At 32.8% G+C, this 23791-nt stretch carries 13 protein-coding genes; 9 read left to right on the top strand and 4 right to left on the bottom strand.

Going from position 1 to position 23791, the window contains the following annotated elements; all coding sequences use genetic code 11:
• Positions 1-84: 84 nt before the first annotated feature.
• The 6 genes from OA93_RS08540 (at position 85) to chiA (ending at position 16361) form a co-directional block, all read left to right on the top strand.
• Entirely contained in the window at positions 85-1671 is a 1587-nt protein-coding gene (locus OA93_RS08540; RefSeq protein WP_052259410.1) for a RagB/SusD family nutrient uptake outer membrane protein, read from the top strand.
• 590 nt (positions 1672-2261) lie between these two features.
• Positions 2262-5285 carry a SusC/RagA family TonB-linked outer membrane protein gene (locus tag OA93_RS08535; protein ID WP_039112755.1) on the top strand — a complete coding sequence of 1008 codons (3024 nt, stop codon included), beginning with the start codon at positions 2262-2264 and terminating at the stop codon, positions 5283-5285.
• 13 nt (positions 5286-5298) lie between these two features.
• Positions 5299-6876, top strand: a complete 1578-nt coding sequence (locus OA93_RS08530; protein WP_039112754.1) for a RagB/SusD family nutrient uptake outer membrane protein — start codon at positions 5299-5301, stop codon at positions 6874-6876.
• A 108-nt stretch (positions 6877-6984) separates the two neighbouring features.
• On the top strand, positions 6985-8922 hold the full coding sequence (gene nagB, locus OA93_RS08525) for a glucosamine-6-phosphate deaminase (RefSeq protein ID WP_039112753.1): 1938 nt from the start codon (positions 6985-6987) through the stop codon (positions 8920-8922).
• A gap of 155 nt (positions 8923-9077) precedes the next feature.
• On the top strand, positions 9078-11144 hold the full coding sequence (locus OA93_RS08520) for a family 20 glycosylhydrolase (protein WP_039112936.1): 2067 nt from the start codon (positions 9078-9080) through the stop codon (positions 11142-11144).
• Positions 11145-11519: 375 nt separating this feature from the next.
• Positions 11520-16361, top strand: a complete 4842-nt coding sequence (chiA, locus tag OA93_RS08515) for a T9SS-translocated chitinase ChiA (RefSeq protein ID WP_039112752.1) — start codon at positions 11520-11522, stop codon at positions 16359-16361.
• A 178-nt stretch (positions 16362-16539) separates the two neighbouring features.
• On the opposite strand, the gene OA93_RS08510 is transcribed toward chiA, so the two are convergent.
• The 3 genes from OA93_RS08510 to OA93_RS08500 all read right to left on the bottom strand — a co-directional run bounded on the left by OA93_RS08510 (position 16540) and on the right by OA93_RS08500 (position 19122).
• Positions 16540-16737 carry a hypothetical protein gene (locus OA93_RS08510; protein WP_039112750.1) on the bottom strand — a complete coding sequence of 66 codons (198 nt, stop codon included), beginning with the start codon at positions 16735-16737 and terminating at the stop codon, positions 16540-16542.
• Positions 16738-16962: 225 nt separating this feature from the next.
• The gene (locus OA93_RS08505) at positions 16963-18351 is read right to left on the bottom strand and encodes a radical SAM protein (protein WP_039112749.1); all 1389 of its coding nucleotides are present in this window, start codon (positions 18349-18351) and stop codon (positions 16963-16965) included.
• A 30-nt stretch (positions 18352-18381) separates the two neighbouring features.
• Positions 18382-19122 (bottom strand): prolipoprotein diacylglyceryl transferase family protein, encoded by a 741-nt coding sequence (locus tag OA93_RS08500; RefSeq protein WP_039112747.1) that lies wholly within the window; start codon positions 19120-19122, stop codon positions 18382-18384.
• A 98-nt stretch (positions 19123-19220) separates the two neighbouring features.
• Here OA93_RS08500 and OA93_RS08495 point away from each other — a divergent pair, with 98 nt between their 5' ends.
• On the top strand, positions 19221-19994 hold the full coding sequence (locus OA93_RS08495; RefSeq protein WP_039112746.1) for a TlpA disulfide reductase family protein: 774 nt from the start codon (positions 19221-19223) through the stop codon (positions 19992-19994).
• 404 nt (positions 19995-20398) lie between these two features.
• Positions 20399-22015 carry an ATP-binding cassette domain-containing protein gene (locus tag OA93_RS08490; RefSeq protein WP_039112745.1) on the top strand — a complete coding sequence of 539 codons (1617 nt, stop codon included), beginning with the start codon at positions 20399-20401 and terminating at the stop codon, positions 22013-22015.
• Positions 22016-22079: 64 nt separating this feature from the next.
• Here OA93_RS08490 and OA93_RS25000 read toward each other — a convergent pair whose 3' ends face one another.
• On the bottom strand, positions 22080-22253 hold the full coding sequence (locus tag OA93_RS25000) for a hypothetical protein (RefSeq protein ID WP_165572094.1): 174 nt from the start codon (positions 22251-22253) through the stop codon (positions 22080-22082).
• Between the two features lie 256 nt (positions 22254-22509).
• Between OA93_RS25000 and OA93_RS08485 the strand changes: the two genes are divergently transcribed.
• Complete coding sequence (locus OA93_RS08485) at positions 22510-23718, top strand: DUF418 domain-containing protein (protein WP_039112744.1); 1209 nt, start codon at positions 22510-22512, stop codon at positions 23716-23718.
• Positions 23719-23791: the final 73 nt, after the last annotated feature.

Genomic DNA, 23791 nt, shown 5'->3' with positions numbered 1-23791 from the left:
ATTGAACAAAAAACAATTAATTAACCTTAATAGGCTTAATCATAGGTTAATAAAAATAATTTAATTAACAATAAAATTTTACAAATGAAAAATAAATTATTAATTTTTAGTGCAGTCTTAGCCTTTGCTTTTGGAGGTTGTACAAGTAATTTTGAAGATGTCAATTCTAATGACACTGCTTTTACTGATAAGCAATTGGAGCAAGACTTTAATAATATAAAGGCGCCTATTAAGGCAATGCAAAGAGGTATGTACATATTGGTTGAAGATGATTGGAAAGGAGATATTCAGTTTAACCTAAATGCAGATATTTTTGCGGGTTATATGGGGACACCACACAATTTTGAAGGGAATAATAATAATTCAACTTATGTTCTTTTGGATGGATGGAACAATGCCGCATGGGAACAAGCTTACAGAAGAGAAATGGTGAATGCTCTTACAGTTAAGAGATTAGTAGAGCAAAAAGGTCCTAGATATTATGCGTGGTCTTTAATTTTAAAGGTATATGCAATGCATAAAATTACAGATTATCACGGACCAATAGTGTATTCTGCTTTTGGATCTGAGGCTGCAACAGTTCCTTATGATTCTCAGAAAGTAGTTTATGATCAATTTTTTACAGAGTTAAAAACGGCAGTTGATATATTAACACCGTTGGCTACTGCAGATTTAAAAAGTACTTTTTTCGTAGATGCAAAAGATGCAACTGATGGTACAACTGCAAAAGGAGTAGTTGTAAAATGGATTAAATTTGCTAATTCACTACGTCTTCGTTTAGCAATGAGAATTTCAAATGTTGACCCAATAAAAGCAAAGGCAGAAGCAGAAGCAGCTATTGCGGGATTTGGTGTTATTGATTTAAATGCTGACAATATATTTTATTTGGCAGACCATCCAGTTAATACTTATACTAATGAGTGGGCAGATATTAATGTGGGAGCTGCAATTGCGTCAATTATGAATGGTTATAATGATCCAAGAAGAGAGCAATATTTTAGCCCAGCTGTTAGTAGCGGTAATTATCAAGCTATTAGATTGGGAAGTCTTGTTGATGATGATTACAGATTTGCAAAAGCGGATCAATTCTCAAAAGTAGGAAGTATTGTGACTAACGGACAAATACCATGGTTTACAGCAACGGAATCTCATTTCTTAAAAGCTGAAGGGGCTTTAAAAGGATGGAATATGGGGGGGACTCCTCAGTCTTTTTATGAGTCAGGTATTACTACTTCTTTTGCACAAAATGGTTCAGGTAGTGCAGATACTTATATTAATGATGATGTATTAGTAGCGGCTAATTTTACAGACCCTTTAAATGCCGCTAATAATATTACTGGACAAAACCTTGTTACTGTTAAATGGTCAGACGCTGCGTCTAATGAAGTTAAACTTCAAAAAATTCAAACTCAAAAATGGCTAGCTATTTTTCCTGATGGTCAAGAGGCATGGGCTGAAACTAGAAGAACAGGTTATCCAAAACTATTCTTACCAACAAATAATTTCTCTTCAGGTAAAATTCCAGCTGGAACTTTTATAAGAAGATTAAACTTTCCAGTTCAGGAAAAAGCCTCTAATCCAGTAGGATATGCTCAAGGAGTTCAAGAACTTGGTGGTGTAGATACAGGAGGAACTAGACTTTGGTGGGATACAGGAGTTAATAAATTCTAATCAAAACAAAAACAAATTTTTAAAAAAGAGTGTAAAGGGCATAAGTAGTGAAAATTACTTATGCCTTTTTTAAACACGCATGTCTTTATAATAAATAGTATAAAAAAATATAAAATGAAAAGTGCTATAGAAATTAAACCTAGAATCTTTAGTAATAAGAAGTTTAATCTTGGGGTATTTTTTTCATGAGTTTTTATGTTAAAAGAGTTTATAGAACTTGCATTTAACGTGTTTTAATCGGATACAAGATTGAAAATAGTATAAAATCAGATTGTAATTTAATGTGAGTTAATCTCTTGGTAACTCCTTATTTTATTGATTTAGTATTAATTAGCAGTGAATTTTAAGATGTGATAAAAAAGTTTTTTATGACTTTAAATGATTAGTTAATGAAATCAACTTTTTTTTACATTAAGCTTTAAAAAAAATACAAAATACATCATAATACATACAAGGAAAACGTTTTCGTATAACGTATTATTGATTATTTTATGTCGTTTGTTTAAAGTTTGTTGTTGTTGGTATAATTTATTTTTATTAACAATCTCTTAAGAATAAATTTACACCATAACTAACAAAAATAAATAAACATGAAAAAAATTTTCTTAATCTTTATGATTGTTTTTACGGCGCAGGTTTCGCTTGCACAAGTAAAAAATATTAAAGGTGTGATTACAGATTCTGATGGAATGCCGTTGCCAGGGGCTTCCGTTGCAGTGCAAGGGGGACAAAAAGGGACTGTTACTGATTTTGATGGTGTTTTCACTATTGATGCTCAGAAAGGCCAAACTTTGGTTTTTACTTATGTAGGTTTAGAAACACAAAATATTGTAGTTGGTGATGCTACTACAATTAATGTTCAGTTAAAGAATGCAGCTTCTAATGCTTTGAATGAAGTTGTTGTAACTTCATTGGGTATAAAAAAAGCAAAAAAATCTTTAACTTATTCTACTCAGGAACTAAAAGCTGAGGAGTTAACCAGAGTAAGAGATGTTAACGTTATTAATACTATTGCTGGTAAAATAGCGGGTGTTGCAGTTACTAAAAGTTCAGGAGGTACAGGAGGTTCTACTAAAGTGTTAATTAGAGGGAATTCTTCATTTACTAATACACAACCTCTTTATGTAATAGACGGTATTCCATTGTCTAATGCAGGTGGAGGACAGCCAAATGATGCTTTTGGAGATACTGCGGGTGGTAATAAAGATGGAGGAGATGTTGTTTCGCTTATTAATCCTGACGATTACGAAGGTATGACAGTTCTTAAGGGAGCTGCAGCATCAGTATTATATGGTAGCCAAGGTGCAAATGGAGTAATATTGCTTTCTTCTAAAAAAGCTAAAATTGGAAAAGAAGTATTTACAGCTAATTCTGTAACTACATTCGAAACAGCTGCTTATTTACCAAAATTTCAAACAGATTATGTAGCAGCTCCAGGATCAACTTTAACTTGGGGTGCAGCTGGAAAAACTGATGATCATGTGAAAGACTTTTTTGAAACAGGAGTTACTCAAATTACATCATTTGGTTTTAGTAAAGGGACTGATGGTGCATCTACATCTCTTACTTATTCAAATACTACCGCTTCTGGTGTAATGCCAGGAAACAATCTTAGAAAGAATAATTTTGGTATTCGCCAAACTTCATCATTTTTTGATAATAGATTAAATGTTGCAGTAACTGGTAACTATATTGTACAAAATGTAGATAATAGACCTATCAATGGATTATATTTTAATCCTTTAACAAGTGTTTATGAACATCCAAGAGGGACAAATTTTAATGATTTAAAGACATTTGAGGTTTATGACCCAGTAAGAAACCTTATGGCGCAAAATTATCCTTTTCAGATTTCAGAATATTATCAAAATCCTTATTGGTTAATTAATAGAAATAAGTCAGAGGATGTTAGTAATTTCTTTAATGGATCTATTGCTTTGGATTATGAAATTAAAAAATGGTTTCATTTAACTTCAAGATTCAGTTATAATCGTTCAGAGAATGGTTTTGAGAAAAAAATGTTTGCAACGTCAAATACTGCACTTGTTCCTATAACAGGAAGGTATATTAACACGAATGTAACAACAACACAAACATATGCTGATTTGTTAGGTAAAATAGATACACGTTTTTCTGAAAGTATTTCGTTCAATTCTACATTTGGGATTAGTCTTAATAATTCTAAATCAAATGGATATGTTTTAGATTCAGGTCGTGGAGAAGGATTATCTAAAGCAAACTGGTTTACACTAGGAAACTTTACAGATAATTTCTTAAACGCACAAAACGGGTCTAGTAGAGAAGTACAATCAGTTTTTGCTACAACTACTTTTGGATATAAAGATTATTTATATTTAGACTTAGCTGCAAGAAACGACTGGTCATCTACTTTAGTAAATACAGATAATTTAGGTTTCTTTTATCCATCAGTTGGTTTAAGTGCTATTTTAAGTGAAATGACAACATTACCTAGCTTTATAAACTTTGGTAAGGTGCGTGCTACTTATGCTCAAGTTGGTAATGATATTCCTGCTACTTTAACTGTTCCGTTTTATTCAGTAATTGGAGGTGTTGTAACTATACCAAGAGTTGGACCTAGAGCAGGTGAAACTTTAAAACCAGAATTAAAATCTGAAATTGAACTAGGTACAGAATGGAGAATGTTTAATAATAGATTAGGATTTGAGTTATCATATTACAAATCAAAAACTAAAAATCAATTAATACAAGTTCCTGCAGAAACTTCAAGTGGACAGTCATTTAGTAACTTCGCACTTAATGCAGGAGAAATTCAAAACGAAGGTTTTGAGGTTGTTTTAAATGCAGGAATCGTTAGAGCTGATAAATTTTCTTGGGATGCAACAGTAAATTATTCTCAAAATAAAAATTTAGTTAAAGATATACCGACTGAGGGAGGTCAAATTATCTTAACTCCTTCTGGAAATAATACTTACAGATATTCTATAATAGAAGGTAGACCTTTTGGTGTAATTGAAGGAATTAACTTAAAAAAAGATGCACAAGGTAGAATATTGATTAATGCTGACGGAACTGTACAAAGAAATCCTGGTTTTGAGGAAGTTGGTAATGCAAACCCTGATTTTATGCTAGGTCTTTCAAATACATTTAAATATGGTCCATTTACTGCAAGTATATTAATTGATGGTCGTTTTGGAGGGGATGTTTTAAGCTTAACAGAATCAATAAATGATTACAATGGAGTTTCAAAAGCAACAGGAGATGCTAGAAATGCTGGAGGTGTTAAAGTTAATGGTGTTAACGCTGTAACAGGTGCGCCTATTACTACAATGGATGCACAAGCTTATTATACTAATATTGCCGGTAGAAACGGAGCTACAGGTGAATATGTATATGATGCTACAAATGTGAGTGTTAGAGAGGTTTCTATAGGTTATACTTTTAATCCTAAATCACTTCCATTTTTACAATCAGCAAGTGTTTCATTGATTGCGAGAAATTTATTTTTTATTTATAAAGATGCACCTTTTGATCCAAATATTGCATTAAGTACTGGTCAAGGTTTACAAGGTGTAGATATTTATGGCTTGCCATCTACAAGAAGTATAGGTCTTAATTTAAATTTCACTTTCTAATCTTAATAAAATCATGATATCAAATAAAATAAAAAGAACAGCGATATGCTTCTCTTTACTGGCAACATTTAGTTGTTCAGATAGTTTCGAGGAGATAAATACTAATCCTAACGGATTTAGTGAAGAGCAATTAATGCAAGATAATAATCATATTAGAAGTTTATTTGCTCCAATTTTTAATAGATTTTTAATTATTGACGTTACTTGGCAGTATCAAACTCAACAAAACTTACAAGGAGACATGTGGTCGGGCTACATGACTACACCAGTTATATTTGGAGCCTTTAATAATCACGATTATGCTTTGAACTCTGGTTGGACTAGTACGGCTTGGGATGATGGTTATCTTAATTTAATGGGGAATATTAGAAAAATTGGTGTAGCATCCAAAGGTACTGCAGATCAGTTTTATTCATGGTCGTTAATATTGAAAGTTGCATCAATGCAAAGATTAACGGATATGTATGGACCTGTTGTTTACTCTGAATATGGAAAAACTACAGTTCCAATTGGATATGATTCTCAAGAGCAAGTTTATAATCAAATGTTCAAAGAGTTAGATATAGCAGTAGCAGATTTAACAGCTAGAGTAAAATCTGGAGAAGAGCAACAATTTAAGAAAACGGATTTGTCTGCTTATAAAGGAAGTTATGAAAAATGGGTAAAATATGCCAATTCATTGCGTTTAAGATTAGCTATGCGTATTGCTAAAGTTAGTCCGGCTTTGGCTAAAATTGAGGCAGAAAAAGCCGTTAATCATCAATTAGGAGTTATGAACACAAATGATGATGTTATGAAGATAAAATCACCACAAAATCTTAACCCTATTGATGTAATTAGTCATGTTTGGGATGGTTTATATATGGGAGCTGATATGGAATCTATACTGACTGGGTATGATGATCCTAGAATTGCAAAATATTTTGATAAATCGGTACAATTTCCTGATAAATATGTTGGAGTAAGAACAGGTATTGAGTATCCAAGTAATACCATGTATAATGGGACTTCACAAACTGGAGCAGTTGCAAGAACGGGGGAAAATGTTTGGATGACTACTGCTGAGGTTTATTTCTTAAGATCTGAAGGTGCTTTAAGAGGCTGGAACATGGGAGGAGATGCTAAAACGTTATATGAATTGGGTGTTAAGGCTTCATTTGAACAAGTTGGGGTATCTGGAGCTGATAGTTATTTAGCAGATAACACAAAAATGGCCAAAGATTATGTTGACCGTATAGCAAGTCAAAATAGTATTGCAGCAGTTAATAAAGTTACAGTAGCTTGGGATGAGGCTGCATCTAATGAAATTAAATTACAGAAAATTATCACTCAAAAATGGATTGCTAATTTTCCTGAGGGACAAGAAGCTTGGACTGAATTTAGAAGAACAGGTTATCCGAAATTGTTTCCAATATCTAATAATAAAAGTGGAGGTATTATCGATACTAATTTAGGTGTTAGAAGGCTACCTTTTGCAGATTCTGAAAAAGCACTTAATAACGGAGGTGTTCAAACAGGAATTGCAAAACTTGGAGGTCCAGATAATGGAGCAACTAGACTTTGGTGGGATACTACAGGTCCAAACTTTTAATTAAAAACAGATTTTTTAAAAAAGAGTGTAAGTGGCATAAGTAATGAAAATTACTTATGCCACTTTTAAACACGCATGTCTTTATATAATAGTATAAAAAAATATAAAATGAAAAGTGCTATAGAAATTAAACCTGACATTAGCTATAAAAGTGCTGGGAAGTTTGAAGAAACACGATTTGAAAAAATCCACAATGAAATCTTTAAGAACTCTACCGAAGCATCAATAATTGTTGCGCAGGAAATTGCACAACTAATTAGATCTAAACAAGAAAAGAACAAATCTTGTGTACTAGGTTTAGCCACTGGTTCTTCACCTATAAAAGTATATGAAGAATTAGTTAGAATGCACAAAGAAGAAGGATTAAGTTTTAGCAATGTTGTAACTTTTAATTTGGATGAATACTATCCGATGACAAGGGAAAACAATCAGAGTTATCACCATTTCATGCATCAACACCTTTTTAACCACATCGATATCAATCCGGATAATGTTAATATTCCAGATGGTACCGTTGCAATCGAAGAGTTAAATCAATATTGTATTGATTATGAAATGAATATTAAAAATGCTGGTGGACTCGATTTCCAATTATTAGGAATTGGTCGTACCGGACACGTAGGATTTAACGAACCAGGTTCACACATAAATTCAGGAACACGTATCATTACTTTAGATCATATAACGAGAGTAGATGCTTCTTCCGATTTTAACGGAATTGATAATGTGCCAAAAAGGGCCATTACAATGGGAGTATCTACAATTCTCAGATCTAAAAGAATTGTACTAATGGCTTGGGGACAAAACAAAGCCGATATCATCAAGAGAACCATTCAGGGAGATATCAGTTCAGAAGTTCCTGCAACCTTTTTGCAAAATCATGGCAATGCAACATTTGTTCTGGACCAATCGGCAGCATCTGAATTAACCCGTTTTAAAACACCATGGTTGGTAGGAGAATGTATTTGGAATCAGGAATTAAAAAGTAAAGCGATTGTTTGGCTATGCCAAAAAACAAAACAATCAATTTTAAAATTAACCGACAGAGATTATAACAATAACGGAATGTCCGATTTATTGGCTCAGGAAGGTTCAGCTTACGATTTGAACATTAATATGTTCAATGTATTGCAACACACCATTACAGGATGGCCAGGAGGAAAACCTAATACCGACGATTCACACCGTCCAGAAAGAGCCAATCCAGCCAAGAAAAGAATTATCCTTTTTAGTCCACATCCAGATGATGATGTGATTTCTATGGGAGGAACATTCTCAAAATTAATAAAGCAAGGGCATGATGTACATGTAGTATATCAGACCTCAGGAAATATTGCCGTTACCGATGATGAGGCATTAAAATTTGCAGAAGTAAGTAATGATTTTATAACAGATGCAGATACCAAAATAAACTTTAAATCAGTAATAGAGTTTTTGAACAATAAATCAGAGAATCAGATTGATTCGTTAGAAGTTCGCAAACTAAAAGGATTAATAAGAAGAAGAGAATCTTATGCCGCTACACGATATATTGGATTAAAAGATAGCAATACCCATTTCCTGGATCTTCCATTTTATGAAACAGGACAAATCAAGAAAAATCCGTTAGGTCCAGAAGATATCGCAATTGTAAAGGACATTATCGAACAAATAAAACCACATCAAGTATTTGCAGCAGGAGATCTAGCAGATCCACATGGCACACACGAAGTATGTCTGAACGCCATATTTGCGGCAATGAAAGAATTAAAACCAAAACCATTCATGGATGATTGTTGGTTATGGTTGTATCGAGGAGCTTGGCACGAATGGGATATTCATGAGATAGACATGGCAGTACCATTAAGCCCATCGGAAGTATTATTAAAACGTCACGCTATTTTATACCACCAATCACAAAAAGACAGAGTAATGTTTCAAGGAAACGACTCTAGAGAGTTTTGGGTAAGAGCTGAAGATCGTAATAAAAATACAGCGATTTTATACGATGATTTAGGACTTGCCGAATATGAAGCAATCGAAGCCTTTAAACGTTTTGATTATTAAAAGATTACACGAGTTAGAATAATTTAAGTTACAAAATTCAGAGTGATACCTTGGTGATAAAGAGGTTCAATTAGGTTTTATTCTGAGTTTTGTTTTTATCCGAGTTTTTAAGTCAATATGTATTGATTGCAAAAGACTCTTTTACAACAAAAAATATGAAATATATATTGATTTTATTATTTTCAGGTATAGTAGCTAATGCTCAAATAAAAAAAGAGCAATTAAACCTTATGCCATGGCCACAAACAATAAATTTATCCGAGGGTACATTTGCTTTAACTAAAGGTTTTAGAATAAATATTACAGGAAATCCTAATCCAAGAATTTTTAGCGGGGTAACTCGTTTTTTAAGAAGATTAGACGGCAGAACAGGATTGTTTTTTGAGCAAGATTTTTTGACCAAACTTAATTCAGCACCTACAGCACAATTACAAATAAATTGCACTAAAAGTGGTAAAATTGGTTTATATGAAGACGAGAGTTATCATCTTGATATAAAGCAAGATAAAATTACAATTAATGCAACAAGTGATTTAGGAGCTTTACATGGTCTTGAAACGTTGTTACAAATGTTACAAAACAATAGTACGTCTTACTACTTTCCGGTTTCTCAAATCTCAGATTTTCCAAGATTCACATGGAGAGGTTTAATGATGGATGTTGCAAGACATTTTCAACCAGTAGATGTTGTTAAAAGAAACCTTGATGCATTGGCTGCTATGAAAATGAATGTTTTTCACTGGCATTTAGTAGATGATCAAGGATGGAGAATACAATTAAAAAAACATCCTAAACTTACAGATTTAGCTTCAGATGGATTTTATTATACACAAGAAGAAATTAAAAACATTGTTAAATATGCTGATGAGCGAGGAATTTTGGTCGTGCCAGAAATCGATGTTCCGGGTCATGCATCAGCTATTTTAACAGCTTACCCAGAGATAGGAAGTAAAGTAGTAAATATATCTAATGGAACTTCAGAGAGTAGTGCAAAAGCAGCAGTAGTTTCTACATATAGTATAGAGCGTAATGCAGGAATTTTTAGCCCAACATTAGATCCATCTAATCCTAAAACTTACCAATTATTAAGCGAGATTTTTGATGAAGCATGCCCATTATTTCCAGGTGCATACTTTCATATCGGAGGAGATGAAAACGAAGGTAAAGACTGGGATTCAAACCCTAAAATACAAGAGTTTAAAAAGAAATATAAGTTAGTAACCAATCATGATTTGCAAACTTATTTTACGATGCAATTAGTTCCGATGCTTAAAAAACATGGTAAACAATTGATGGGTTGGGAAGAGATTATGACAAAAGACATGTCTAAAGATGCAATTATTCATGCATGGAGAGGACCAAATGAAGGAGTTGCAGTTGGAAAATCATTAACAGAATCTGTAAAAAATGGTTATAAAACAGTTTTATCCAATGGTTATTATATTGATTTAGTTCAAGGAGTAGAAGCACATTATTTAAACGATCCATTACCTAAAAGTGCAAACTTTACCCCAGAAGAAAAAGCAAGAGTATTAGGAGGAGAAGCTACAATGTGGACAGAACTTGTAACGCCTTTAACCATGGATTCAAGACTTTGGCCAAGAACAGCAGCAATAGCCGAAAGATTATGGTCTGCAGAAGATATTACAGATTTAAACAGCATGCGCAGAAGATTAGCAGTTGTTTCATTTAGACTAGAAGAACTAGGAATTACACATATTAGAAACAAAGATGTAATCTTAAGAAATATTGCAAATAATCAAAACATTACAGCTTTAAGCGATTTCTCTAATGTATGCGAGCCTCTTAAAGGGTATAAGAGAAATAAAGGAGGAGTGGAATATCAAACATATTCACCATTTACACTTTTTGCAGATGCATGTACACCAGATGCTTCAGATGCAATTGCTTTTGATACAGTTGTAAAAGAATATTTAGCAGACAAATCAGCCGCTAATAAAGCCAAAGTAACTTCATTCTTAAATAAATGGATTGGTTTAAAAGCTAGCCTAACAAGTTTGAGTGAAAATGCTCCTTTGGTTCAGCCAATTTTACCACTTGCTAGTAATCTTAGTGATTTATCACAGCAATTAGTAAATGTTTTAGATAATAAAGCAACAGTTGCACCAGCAGTTTTAAATGAATTATTAGAGAAATGTAACTCTAAAGATTATGGAGATGTAGAGTTAGCAGTATATGAAAGTTTAAAAAAATTAATATAGAGTAAGATTAAAAGTTGTGTTAGATTAATAATTGAATTAGTTGAAGTTTAGTTGCCATAATTAATTAGTAATTTAATTATCTCTTCTGGAATTTCCAGGAGAGATAAATTATGGTAAAGATTCGGTTTGGATATTTTTAGAATACCGAATCCATGATAAAATAGATATTAAAATTTAAAATATAATAAAGATTTACAATTAAGATTGCTAAGCCCCAAGTTTATCTGTTTTAATTTAAAAATGATTCAGTTACGTCAATGTAACAGAGTTAGCGATTACCATTTGTTTAGAGTGATTTTTGGTTTTTGTATTACCAATCTATCATTTGATCCAAATTGGATATTTATTTTTTATTAACCAACCTATTTATTAATTATGAAACATTATTACAGATTGCTGTTATTATTTTTGTTTCCGATTGTATTATTTGCCCAACCAGCACATAATAAAAAAGTTGTCGGATACTATGCTCAATGGGCCATTTATGCTAGGGATTTTAATGTCCCCAAAATTGACGGAAGTAAATTAACCCATTTAAATTATTCTTTTTACGGAACCACTTTTGATCCGGCACACCCAGAAAATACCAAATTAAAATGTTTGGATACCTATGCTGATTTTGAGCATATGGAAGGCGGAATACCGTGGGACGCTCCTGTAAAAGGAAATTTTTATGATTTAATGAAACTTAAACAAAAGTACCCACATTTAAAAATCTTAATCTCCGTAGGAGGTTGGACAAAAGGACAAGATCTTTCACCAATTTCTGCAAGCCCAGTTGCCAGAGCAGCTTTAGCGGCAGATATGGCTAATTTCTTGGTAACTTATCCTTTTATTGATGGATTTGATATCGATTGGGAATATCCCCTTTCTGGAGGAACTGACGGGACAGAAGTTATTAATGGAGCACCAATACCTCCTCAAAAATACAGTCCGGATGATAACAAGAATTTAGTTTATTTATTAAAAGCAATGCGCCAAGCAATGCCTAATAAATTAGTTACAATTGCTGCAGGTAATAATGTTCGAAAAGTAGGAGCACAATATTTAGGCCCAAACAATAGAGCACAATACGGAATGACAGAAGATATTTCGACTTATTGCGATTATATCACTTATTTTGGATATGATTTTGGAGGAAACTGGTATGACAAAACATGCTACAATGCCCCTTTATATCCAAGCGGAAATACAAATGATCCGTTATACAATGCAACTCAATCAGAATCATTAGATGAGTTAACAAACCAATATTTAAATGTTATCGGTATTCCTGCTAATAAGCTAGTAATGGGATTGCCTTTTTACGGAAAAATATTTAAAAATGTTGGAACAACTAATACAGTGCCTAATATGCCAGGATTATTTGTTACAGCACCAAGAGATGCAGTTTCAGGATGTACAAACCCGCAAAATCCAACAGGAACATGGGATGGTCCCGCAGCTTGCGAAAAATCAGGAAGTATCGAGATTTGCGATTTAGTAGGTAATCCGGTAACAAACTCACATCCTTATTTAGACCCAAACACTATGTTGGTTACTCCAGCAGCAGCATCTGCAGGATGGGTAAGATATTGGGATAATGCAACCAAAGTTCCTTACCTATACAATGCTTCCTTACATCAGTTTATTAGTTATGAAGATAAACAATCGATGGAGTTAAAAGCAGAGTATATTAAATCCAAAAACTTAGGAGGAGGTATGATTTGGGAATTATCTCAAGATACCAGAGGAGCAATACCTAATGCATTATTGGGTCAAGTAAATACTACTTTTAGTGCTGCCGTTATCGGAACATTAACGGTAAGTGGTTCAGTAAAAAATGGTACAAATTTAGTGCCAGCAGTTACAGTTCAGCTAAAAGATGCTACCAATGCAATTGTTCAAACAGTTAATTCTACAGATGGAAATTATACTTTTAACAATGTAGTTTCAGGAGCAAATTACACTGTTACAGCTTTAAAAGCATCCTATACTTTTACGTCAGTAACATTAACAAATCTTGTTGCAAACCAAGCCAACGTTGTTATTCAGGGAACACAACCGCTTTATACTATTAGCGGAACTGTACTAGACGGAACTACAGCAGTTTCGGGAGTAACAGTTACAGCAACAGCAGGAACAACTACATTTACTGCAGTTACTAATGCAAGCGGAGCATACACTGTTACAGCTTTAACAGCAGGACTTAATTATACAGTTACAGCTGCAAAAACAGGAGTAACATTTACGCCAGCATCTACAGTATATTCAGTTTTAAGTGAAAACAAAGTTTTGAATTTTACTCAAACGGTATATTATACTATTAGCGGAAGCGTAATGAATGGAGCAACAGCAGTTTCTGAAGCAACAGTTACAGCAACTTCTACAGCAGGAACATTTACATCAGTATCTAGTGCCACAGGAGCGTATAGTATTGCTAATTTACCTTCGGGAGCAAACTATACAGTAACAATTGCTAAAGCAGGAGTAACATTTTCACCAGCTTCTACGGTATATAACAATCTTACGGCAAGTAAAGTTTTAAACTTTACACAAAATGCAGCTCCAGCTAGTAAAATTAGCGGAACAGTTAAGAATGGTTCAAATCCAGTAGCAGGTGCCAAAGTAGAATTAATTTTTAATTGGACAGATAATGCACATCCATATGCTAGTTTTCTGGCTACTACAGATGCGCAAGGAAAATATAGTTTTGATAATGCAATATTCTCAGGATATACAATCATCGCTAGTTTAAAAATGAATTCATGGCAGAATAATGACGTTACTTATTCACCTTCTAATCTTACAAACTTGCCTATTCCAGCTACATCACAAGTCTATGACTTTAGTACAGGAACAGTAGCGCCATTAAAAGTTGCAGGCGAAAGCGTACCGAGCGAAGTAGTTGCAGTATCAGAAACTAAAACTCCATCAGTGACTACAGTTGATAAAAGCTTAGTAGAGAGTAAAGTTTTAAGTGTTACTCAAGAGCTTGTTGCACCAGGTACTATAATTAGCGGAACAGTTAAGAATGGAACAACTCCAGTATCAGGAGCCAAAGTAGAATTAGTTGTGCCTTGGACAGATAGTACACACAACTGGAAAAGCGTTATTGCAACAACAGATGCACAAGGAGTTTTTAGCTACGATAATACAGTTACAGCAGGTTATACACAAGTTTTAAGTTTAAAACTGAATGGTTGGGAAAATAATAATACTGCATATTTTCCAAATAATCTGGTAAACTTTGCTATGCCAACAACGCCTCAGGTTTATAACTTTAATACAAATACAGTTTCACCACCTCAGGTTACCATTACAGCTCCTTCAGCTGCAACTGTAGCGATTGCTCTGGGAACAGCGATTCAGCTGAAAGCAACTGCAAGTGTAGACGCTAGCTTAACGATTTCGTCAGTTGTATTTAACATCAACGGGCAAAATATTACTGCAGCACTTTCAGGAACGGAATATGTGGCAAACTGGACACCAGTTGCGGCAGATTTCAACAAAAATTATACCTTGAAAGCAACTGTTACGGCGTCAAGTGGTACAACGGCAGAAAATACAAAAGCATTCTCTTTACAATGTTCAGGAACAACTTGTCCTAATTCATTGCCGGTAATTGCTTGGGTTTCACCAGCAACGACAACAATTAATCAGCCTTCAGGTTTCCAACCAGTGGCACTAAGTGTTAATGTTACAGATGCCGATGGTACAATTGCAAGCGTTTCGGTAAGCATAAACGGAACTTCTTTTCCTATGACAAAAGGCACAGGAAATGCATACAACTATACATTTACTCCAAATGCTTATGTAACATATTCATTAATAGTAAAAGCGATAGATAATGCAGGAGGTGAAAAATTATTAAATCAATCGATTACTATTACTAATTCGACACGAATATTCATTCCACTTCCGGCTAAAGTTCTTTTAGGATATGCACATTCTTGGGAAAATGCTGGTGCTCCATTTTTATATTTTTCTCAAATGGTGGGAAGTAAGTTTAACGTAGTTGATTATTCTTTTGTAGAAACAGTTAATCGTGATGGTTATACACCAGTATTAACTACAAATGACACTAGATATTTGACCAATGGTGTTTTCGATAAGCAATTATTGAAAAATGATATAAAAACCTTAAGAGATAGCGGAGTTCCTGTTATTGTCTCTATTGGAGGTCAAAATGGCCATGTTGTTTTAGACAATGTAACTCAAAAAAATATTTTTGTTAATGGTCTAAAAGCAATTATTGATGAGTATCAATTTGATGGAGTTGATATTGATTTTGAAGGTGGATCGATGAATTTTAATGCAGGAGCTTTAAGAGATATTTCTTATGCGGGTATTTCTGCTTATCCAAGATTAAAAAATGTAGTAGATGCTTTCAAAGAATTAAAAGCTTACTATGGACCTGGATTTTTATTAACTGCAGCTCCAGAAACACAATATGTACAAGGAGGATATTCTACCTATAATGATACATTTGGTTCCTTCCTGCCAATCATTCAAAACTTGCGTAACGAATTAGATTTGTTAGCTGTACAATTGTATAATACAGGCGGAGAAAACGGATTAGATGGTCAATATTATGGTTCAGCTAAGAAATCAAACATGGTAACAGCCCTAACAGATATGATTATAAAAGGGTATAACATTGCTACAACAGGAATGCGTTTTGATGGTTTACCAGCTTCAAAAGTTCTTATTGCCTTACCAGCTTGTCCAAGTGCAGCAGGTAGCGGTTATTTAACGCCGACAGAAGGAATTAATGCTATGCATTACTTAAGAACTGGAACTACTTTTACAGGAAGAACCTATACTATGCAGCCAGGCGGACCATATCCTTCTTTAAGAGGTTTAATGACTTGGTCAGTAAACTGGGATGCATCTTCTTGTGGTAATTCATCTGAATTGTCTAAAGCATATGCGGCTTATTTTGCATCACAAACTGCTAAAATAAAAGCAGAAGATAAGATAGAAGTAACAAGCAATAAAACAATTGCATACTTTAAAGATAATGCACTAGCAATATCTAACGAAGCAAATAATATCGGTAAAGTTGAGGTGTATAACACAATCGGACAATCGATATTAAGTTACGAAAACATACAAAACAGTAACAATTTGTTGCTTGAAAACAGAAGTTTCATAACCAAACAATTATTTATAGTAGTTGTTACTGATAAATCTGGAAACAGAAAATCATTTAAGGTAATGAACTTTTTAAATTAAGATTTTAAGAATTCAAAAAAATGAAAAATTGGGGCAGTTAAAATTGAGTTTGGTTATTTATTTTTTAATTTGATTTTTCATATTTTGGATAAATGTATTGAATCTAGGTAATTTGTTATTTGGTTTTTACCTAGAGGAAATCATTATGAGCCTGGCACTTAGTGCCAGGTTTTTTTTATTAATGCATACTGCCTAAAGAAAAATTTGCAGCGCAGGTTCCAAAGCCAATTACAAAGGCTATTATGGAATATAAAATAATTTTTAATGAAAGTTTTTTATCATCACTTATAAAGATCAAACGTCCAATTCCGATAAAAAAAGCCATCACACTTATAAAAGCTGTTAATCCTCCAATTAAAACTAAAAACTCTCCCATATTCTTTTTATTTTTTGTCTGATTTTAAATCAAAAATTATCAATTGCTCATTATTACAACACACGTCCCAAATCCTATTACGACAATGATTATTGGAATTAACAAAAGAGTCAAGAAGAATTTTTTGTTTTCTTTATTAAAGATTAAACCACCAAGACCAATTAAAAACATAGCTACAAGAAGAAACCCAATAAATATTAAACCTTCCATATTTTAAAAGTTGTATTAAACATTTAATTTTTCTCTAATTTTTTCAATTTTATTATCTCTATAAAATAAATTCATAGTCTCAAATGGAATAATTTTCATTTTATCGCTTACAATATGAACACATGATTTTTTAACGGCTCTAACATCAAAATCATGAGCATCCATAAAATTCATAATTAAGATTCGGAATAAGTTATTGTAATTGAGAGTATCTGATTGAACTCTTGGCAAACAACACATTAGTTCGCTAAATTCACCTTCGGCACAATCAACAGAAATACCAGTACTAAATAAATTCAGCATATGGGTTTTTAGTTTTTCGTCATGCTCAAAAACTATTGTGTTTTTTGAGTTATTCAATAAATCTTCTGGATTTATCAAATGTGTCATAGGAAATACTTCTCCATCAATTTTAAGTGCATAAGCCATGCATAAAGCATCAGGATTGCAAGGAACCGGAATCAAATCTTGTGGAGTAAAAACAGGATATTGTTCGTAAATTTTTCTACGAACTTCAGTTAATGTTATTCTTCCTGAAACATCATCATAATTGTCATTTCGTCCAGCAACTTGAGTAGGCTGAAAAGTAACACCACGCACACATTTTTGTTTTAATGCATATTCAATTATCTGACCAATTTCGTCGTCATTTTCTCCTTTTTGAAGTGTGATTACTAATGTGGTCGAAATATTAAATAGATTCAAATGTTCGATTGCCTTTTTGCGTACTTCAGTTAAATCTTCACCTCTTAATTTTTCTAATACTTCGGGTTTAAAACTATCAAATTGCAGATAGATTTCAAAATCAGGCATATAAGTAGCTAGTTTTTCTACAAATTTAATGTCCTTTGCAATTCGAATACCGTTTGTATTCAGCATCAAATGTTTAATAGGTTTACTTTTGGCAATATCTAAAATTTTAAAAAATTCAGGATGTACTGTAGGTTCACCTCCAGAAATCTGAACCACATCTGGTTCACCTTCGTTTGCCACTACAGTATCAAACATTTTTTCAATTTCTTCTAAAGTACGATGTCTGCCATAATTAGGAGCCGAACTTGCATAACAAGTAGGGCAGGCGAGATTACATCGATCTGTAACTTCTACAATTGTTAAACACGAATGTTGTTCATGATCTGTGCATAATCCGCAGTCATAAGGACAGCCGTAATGCACTTTTGTATTAAATTTTAATGGCATTTCAGACTGTTTGTTGTAATTGCGCAACTGCTTGTAATAATTGACATCATCTGCAATCATAGATCTCATTTCGCCATGCGTTTTACAATGTTTCAGCATCCAGACTTTGTCATCCTGAAATACAATTTTAGTATCTACAAGAGCCAGACAGTGGTGGCACAAGCTTTTGGTATAGTCGTAAAATATATAATCGCGAGTTTTCATTAAAATATTTTTATATTATAAAGTAAAAATTTAATTGTTTTTAAAGGCAAATATTCGGCAAAGAAATTTCCAGTAGTATCCAAAAATAAATATAGAACTCCATTGAATACTGCTTAAATTAAGAAATAAAGGTTCGTAAGGTTTTAAGAATTCTATCAAAAATCGAAAGAGAAAATATAAAACCATAAAAAGTTTAAATCGATCACCATTAATCAGTTTTTTACTTTTTATCTTTTCAAAAAAAATAAAAAGCAGAACCATAAATACCATTTCGTATAAGGCAATAGGATGTCTTTTTAATCCGTCGCCTAAATTCATTCCTGTAAAAAAAGTAGTTTCGTTACCAAAGGTAGGTTCAGCGATTCCCATTGAAAAACAGCCAATTCGACCAATAAATAAAGATACGATAATTGGAATAACATATAAATCCCCTGAAGCGATTTTTACACCAATGCATTTCTTAATTAATTCAACTCCCATTAACCCACCTAAAAATCCGCCAGCAACAGTCTTATTTTGATATAAAGTTAAAAAAGTCTGATGAGCAATTTGTGAAGGATTTTCAAGTAAAGCAATTGCTCTTGATCCTATTAAAGCGCCAATCATGGCACCAATCATAATAATCAAACGATTCGTATCTGATATGGGATCCTGAATTCTTTTTTTTAGAAAATAATAGATTCTTATGCCAACAAAAAAGGCTAATGTTTCAAATATAAAATGCCAGTAAAATGTTTTTTCAAAGATTTCAAATTGAAAGGGGAATGTCATTTTTAGTCAGAATTTTTAACGAATATAGGTAAATCTAATTAAAAATGTTTTAAGATTAATTTTTTACTTTTGAAGCTCAATTGTATCTTAAATAACTCATGCAGAAATCGATTAGTAGTATCATCACATTTTTATTTTTTACACTTTCTTTCGCCCAAACAAAATACGGAAATCCAGAAGTTGATCCATTACAAATCCAGAAAGACTACAGCAGTTGGTGGACATATCAGAGTAAAAACATAATGCTTTCTCGAGATTTTGTTGCGCTAGACACCCTTTCGAGAGAAATACCAAAAGAGACTTTTTTAGATCAATTAGCAAATGGAAATAATATTCCTATTCGATTACAATCGGATGATGCCATTTATTACTATAAATTATTTAAAATAAATCCCAATTCTGATACAAGTATAAAAGCAACAATTAACCAAGAAGCTTTTGATGCGTATAAGAATTTTAAAATGGAAAATACTTCTTTCCCTAAATTCTCTTTTAAGGATTTAAATGGAAATCTGGTTTCTAACGAAACGATGAAAGGAAAAATTATAGTAATAAAATGTTGGTATATTCATTGTGCAGCATGCATCAAAGAATTTTCAGATGTAAATAAATTGGCAGAGAAATATAAAGACCGAAAAGATATTCTCTTTGTGAGTTTGGCAGAAGATACACCCGAACAATTAAAAGTGTTTTTGGCTAGAAAACCATTATCATATTCCGTTATTCCAAATATGAAAATCTATATGAATGAAACGTTGCAGTTAAATGCTTTCCCCACACATTTCATCATCAACAAAGAAGGATTAATTACCAAAGTTTTAAATAATTATAAAAGCTTAGAAGTGGCTTTGGAGAAAGAAAGTGAATTGTAAAATTTAACCGCAAAGGGCACAAAGAATTACGCAAGGTTCGCAAAGCTTTTCCTCTACATTGTCATCCTGACGAAGGAAGGATCTCCACGAGAAACTCCATAATATTTGTCGAGCTACTAGCGGAGATCCTTCCTTCGTCAGGATGACAATATTGGGGCTGTTTTGCGGCTAAAAATTAAGCATTTGCTAGCAGTAATATAGATTTAGTCTTTACTCTCAATAAAAGAATTTGTGAAAATTCGTGTAATTTGTGGTTAACTTCTTTTGTAATCCATTTAATATTTCTAATCTGTGGTAAAACAATTTTAGCTATTTTCATATTAAAAAAACTTAGCGGCCTAGTTTCTTTGTACCTCTGAACCTTTTTCACTACTTTTGCACAAAATTAATTAATATAGACATTCATGTTAACAGTCAATAATTTATCGGTACAATTTGGCAAACGAATTTTGTTTGACGAAGTAAATACAACTTTCACTCACGGAAATATTTATGGAGTTATCGGAGCCAATGGTGCTGGAAAATCAACTTTTCTTAAAATAATTTCAGGCGAAATGGATCCTACTTCAGGACATATCCATTTAGAGCCAGGAAAACGTATGTCGGTTTTAAACCAAAACCACAACATGTTCGATGAGCATACCGTACTTGAAACCGTAATTATGGGTAACAAAGTATTGTACGCAGTTAAGAAAGAAATGGATGAACTTTATTTAGACTATAACGATAAAAACGCAGATAGAATAGGGGAGTTACAAGTTCAATTTGAAGAAATGAACGGATGGAACGCCGATTCTGATGCAGCTTCGATGTTGTCTAACTTAGGTATTGCCGAAGAGCACCATTATACATTAATGGGAGATCTAGAGGGAAAAATAAAAGTACGTGTCCTTTTGGCGCAAGCTTTATTCGGAAATCCAGATTTACTTATCATGGATGAGCCTACCAACGATTTGGATTTTGAAACAATCGCTTGGTTAGAGAACTTCCTTGCAAATTATGAAAATACAGTAATTGTAGTATCGCATGACCGTCACTTTTTAGATTCGGTTTGTACACATATTTCAGATATCGATTTTAGTAAAATCAACCATTACTCAGGAAACTATACGTTTTGGTATGAGTCTAGCCAATTAGCAGCAAAACAACGTGCACAACAAAACAAAAAAGCAGAAGAAAAGAAACAAGAATTAGAAGAATTTATTCGTCGTTTTAGTGCCAACGTTGCTAAGTCTAAACAAGCAACTTCTCGTAAAAAAATGATTAGTAAGCTTAATATTTCTGAGATTAAACCTTCAAGCCGTCGTTATCCTGCAATTATTTTTGATCAGGATCGTGAAGCAGGAGATCAAATTCTGAATGTTGAAAACTTAAGCGCTTCAATAGAAGGAGATGTTTTGTTTAAAGGTGTTGATTTGAATATGGCAAAAGGAGATAAAATTGTTTTATTCTCTAAAGATTCACGTGCAACAACAGCATTCTACGAAATTTTAAATAACAATCAAAAAGCCGACGAAGGTACTTTTGATTGGGGAATCACAACAAATCAAGCTTATTTACCAGCAGAGAATCATTCGTTTTTTGAGAATGACTTAACATTGGTAGACTGGTTACGTCAATGGGCAAAAACTGAAGAAGAGCGTGACGAAGTTTTTATTAGAGGATTCTTAGGGAAAATGATTTTTTCAGGAGAAGAAGCTTTAAAAACAAGTAGAGTTTTATCAGGAGGAGAAAAAGTACGTTGTATGTTATCTCGTATGATGATGGAAAGAGCCAATGTATTAATGCTAGACGAGCCTACAAATCACTTAGATTTGGAGTCGATTACAGCATTTAACAACTCACTAAAAAACTTTAAAGGATCAGTGATTTTTACAACACATGATCACGAGTTTGCTCAAACTGTAGGTAATAGAGTAGTAGAGCTTACACCAAATGGAGTTATCGATCGTTATATGACATTTGATGAATATCTAGATGATGAAAAAATACAAGAATTAAGAGTGAAAATGTATTCTTAATACTTAAAAAATATCTTTTTAAAAATCCCATTTGCCGCGGCAAATGGGATTTTTTTTTATTCTATTATTTCTTACCAAATATTTTAATAATTAGGTAAATTATAAGAACAATTACAATAATTACAGCAAAAGCACCGACACCCATTCCTGCTTTAAAAATACCTTCAATAGCCTCACAACTAGTAAGTGATAACGATATAATTAAAGCGACTAGTATTGTAGATAATTTAGTTTTCATGATTTTGTGTTTTTAAATTAATTAAAAATGACAATCATTATTGTCTTATTGTGAAATTAACAAATACCATAAAAACAACGTTATATAATTCCTGTAAAATGTTTTATTATTTGATTTTTAATTTTATGAAAAATAGTTGAGAATAATTGAAAATTAGACTGTTAGACCCCGTTATAATTGAAGAATTCGATTGTATATTTTAGCGAAATAAAATTATATTTGAGCTAATATACTATAAATTAATCCTTAAAATATTATGTCAGAAAATGCTTTTAGTTTAAAAACTCCCCGTATAGAAGTCATAGATGCATTACGAGGTTTAGCCATCATGGCGATTATGTTACTTCATAATTTAGAACACTTTGATTTTTATTATTTGCCCGAATATTTACCAGAGCCCATCAAGGTATTAGACAAGATAATTTGGGATACATTATTCTTTCTTTTTGCAGGAAAATCATATGCAATCTTTTCACTACTCTTCGGTTTTAGTTTTTTTATTCAATACGATAATCAGCGTAAAAAAGGAAATGATTTTAGATGGAGATATGTTTGGCGACTAGCCATACTATTTGTTTTCGGATTAGTAAATACACTATTTTTCTCAGGCGATATATTAATGATGTATGCCGTTTTAGGATTAATATTAATTCCGGTTTGTAATTTAAATACCAAATATGTATTAATAATAGCGACTTTCTTATTGATGCTTCCGATGGAATGGTTTAACTTTTTTAATATACTTTTTAATCCAGATTATATACTTCCAGCTAATAGATCAAATGCTTATTATGGAGATATGTATACTTACTTAACTGGGAGTAATTCATTTGTAGATCACGCAGTAGGGAATATATCAATAGGAAGATGGGCATCAGTATTTTGGTCATGGGAAAACGGAAGATTTTTTCAGGCACCAGCATTGTTTATGTTTGGAATGATTGCAGGAAGAAAACAGCTTTTTGTTATTTCGGAAGCTAGTATTGCATTTTGGAAAAAAGCATTACTATATGCTATAATATTATTCATTCCGCTATTTGCATTCAAAACATATTTGCCAGTACTTATAGCAAACAAAGACATAGTAAATAGTTTATTAATCATTTTCACATCTTGGTCTAATGTTTCCTTTATGGTTGTTTTAGTAAGCACATTTGTGTTGTTATATCAAAAAGAAGCTATAAATAAAGTTCTGATAAAATTAATCCCATTCGGAAAAATGAGCTTAACAAGTTATTTTTCTCAATCTATTTTAGGGTCGTTTATATACTACCGTTTTGGTTTAGGATTATACCAATATACAGGCGCAACATTTGGTTTGATAATAGGTATTATTTTGTTTCTGTTACAATTAGGATTTTGTACATGGTGGTTAAAAACACACAAACAAGGACCATTAGAATATATTTGGCATAAAGCAACATGGATTTCTTTCGGAAAAGAGAAAAAAGCTGTTACTGCATAAGATTCTCTAACTTAAAAAGGGACGCGGATAAAACGGATTCGCCAAGGCGAAAACGCGATCCCGAAGCGTCGGG

The sequence above is a fragment of the Flavobacterium sp. KMS genome (assembly GCF_000813005.1).
GTDB lineage: Bacteria > Bacteroidota > Bacteroidia > Flavobacteriales > Flavobacteriaceae > Flavobacterium.
This window is presented reverse-complemented; position numbering and strand designations above follow the sequence as displayed.

What these genes read in the sequence shown, in the direction of transcription:
- OA93_RS08530 (WP_039112754.1), top strand. Translation starts at nt 5,299, where the DNA reads ATGATATCAAATAAAATAAAAAGAACAGCGATATGCTTCTCTTTACTG.
- OA93_RS08495 (WP_039112746.1), top strand. Translation starts at nt 19,221, where the DNA reads ATGCAGAAATCGATTAGTAGTATCATCACATTTTTATTTTTTACACTT.
- OA93_RS25000 (WP_165572094.1), bottom strand. Translation starts at nt 22,253, where the DNA reads ATGAAAACTAAATTATCTACAATACTAGTCGCTTTAATTATATCGTTA.
- OA93_RS08520 (WP_039112936.1), top strand. Translation starts at nt 9,078, where the DNA reads ATGAAATATATATTGATTTTATTATTTTCAGGTATAGTAGCTAATGCT.
- OA93_RS08505 (WP_039112749.1), bottom strand. Translation starts at nt 18,351, where the DNA reads ATGAAAACTCGCGATTATATATTTTACGACTATACCAAAAGCTTGTGC.
- nagB (WP_039112753.1), top strand. Translation starts at nt 6,985, where the DNA reads ATGAAAAGTGCTATAGAAATTAAACCTGACATTAGCTATAAAAGTGCT.
- OA93_RS08510 (WP_039112750.1), bottom strand. Translation starts at nt 16,737, where the DNA reads ATGGGAGAGTTTTTAGTTTTAATTGGAGGATTAACAGCTTTTATAAGT.
- OA93_RS08490 (WP_039112745.1), top strand. Translation starts at nt 20,399, where the DNA reads ATGTTAACAGTCAATAATTTATCGGTACAATTTGGCAAACGAATTTTG.
- OA93_RS08500 (WP_039112747.1), bottom strand. Translation starts at nt 19,122, where the DNA reads ATGACATTCCCCTTTCAATTTGAAATCTTTGAAAAAACATTTTACTGG.
- OA93_RS08485 (WP_039112744.1), top strand. Translation starts at nt 22,510, where the DNA reads ATGTCAGAAAATGCTTTTAGTTTAAAAACTCCCCGTATAGAAGTCATA.
- OA93_RS08540 (WP_052259410.1), top strand. Translation starts at nt 85, where the DNA reads ATGAAAAATAAATTATTAATTTTTAGTGCAGTCTTAGCCTTTGCTTTT.
- chiA (WP_039112752.1), top strand. Translation starts at nt 11,520, where the DNA reads ATGAAACATTATTACAGATTGCTGTTATTATTTTTGTTTCCGATTGTA.
- OA93_RS08535 (WP_039112755.1), top strand. Translation starts at nt 2,262, where the DNA reads ATGAAAAAAATTTTCTTAATCTTTATGATTGTTTTTACGGCGCAGGTT.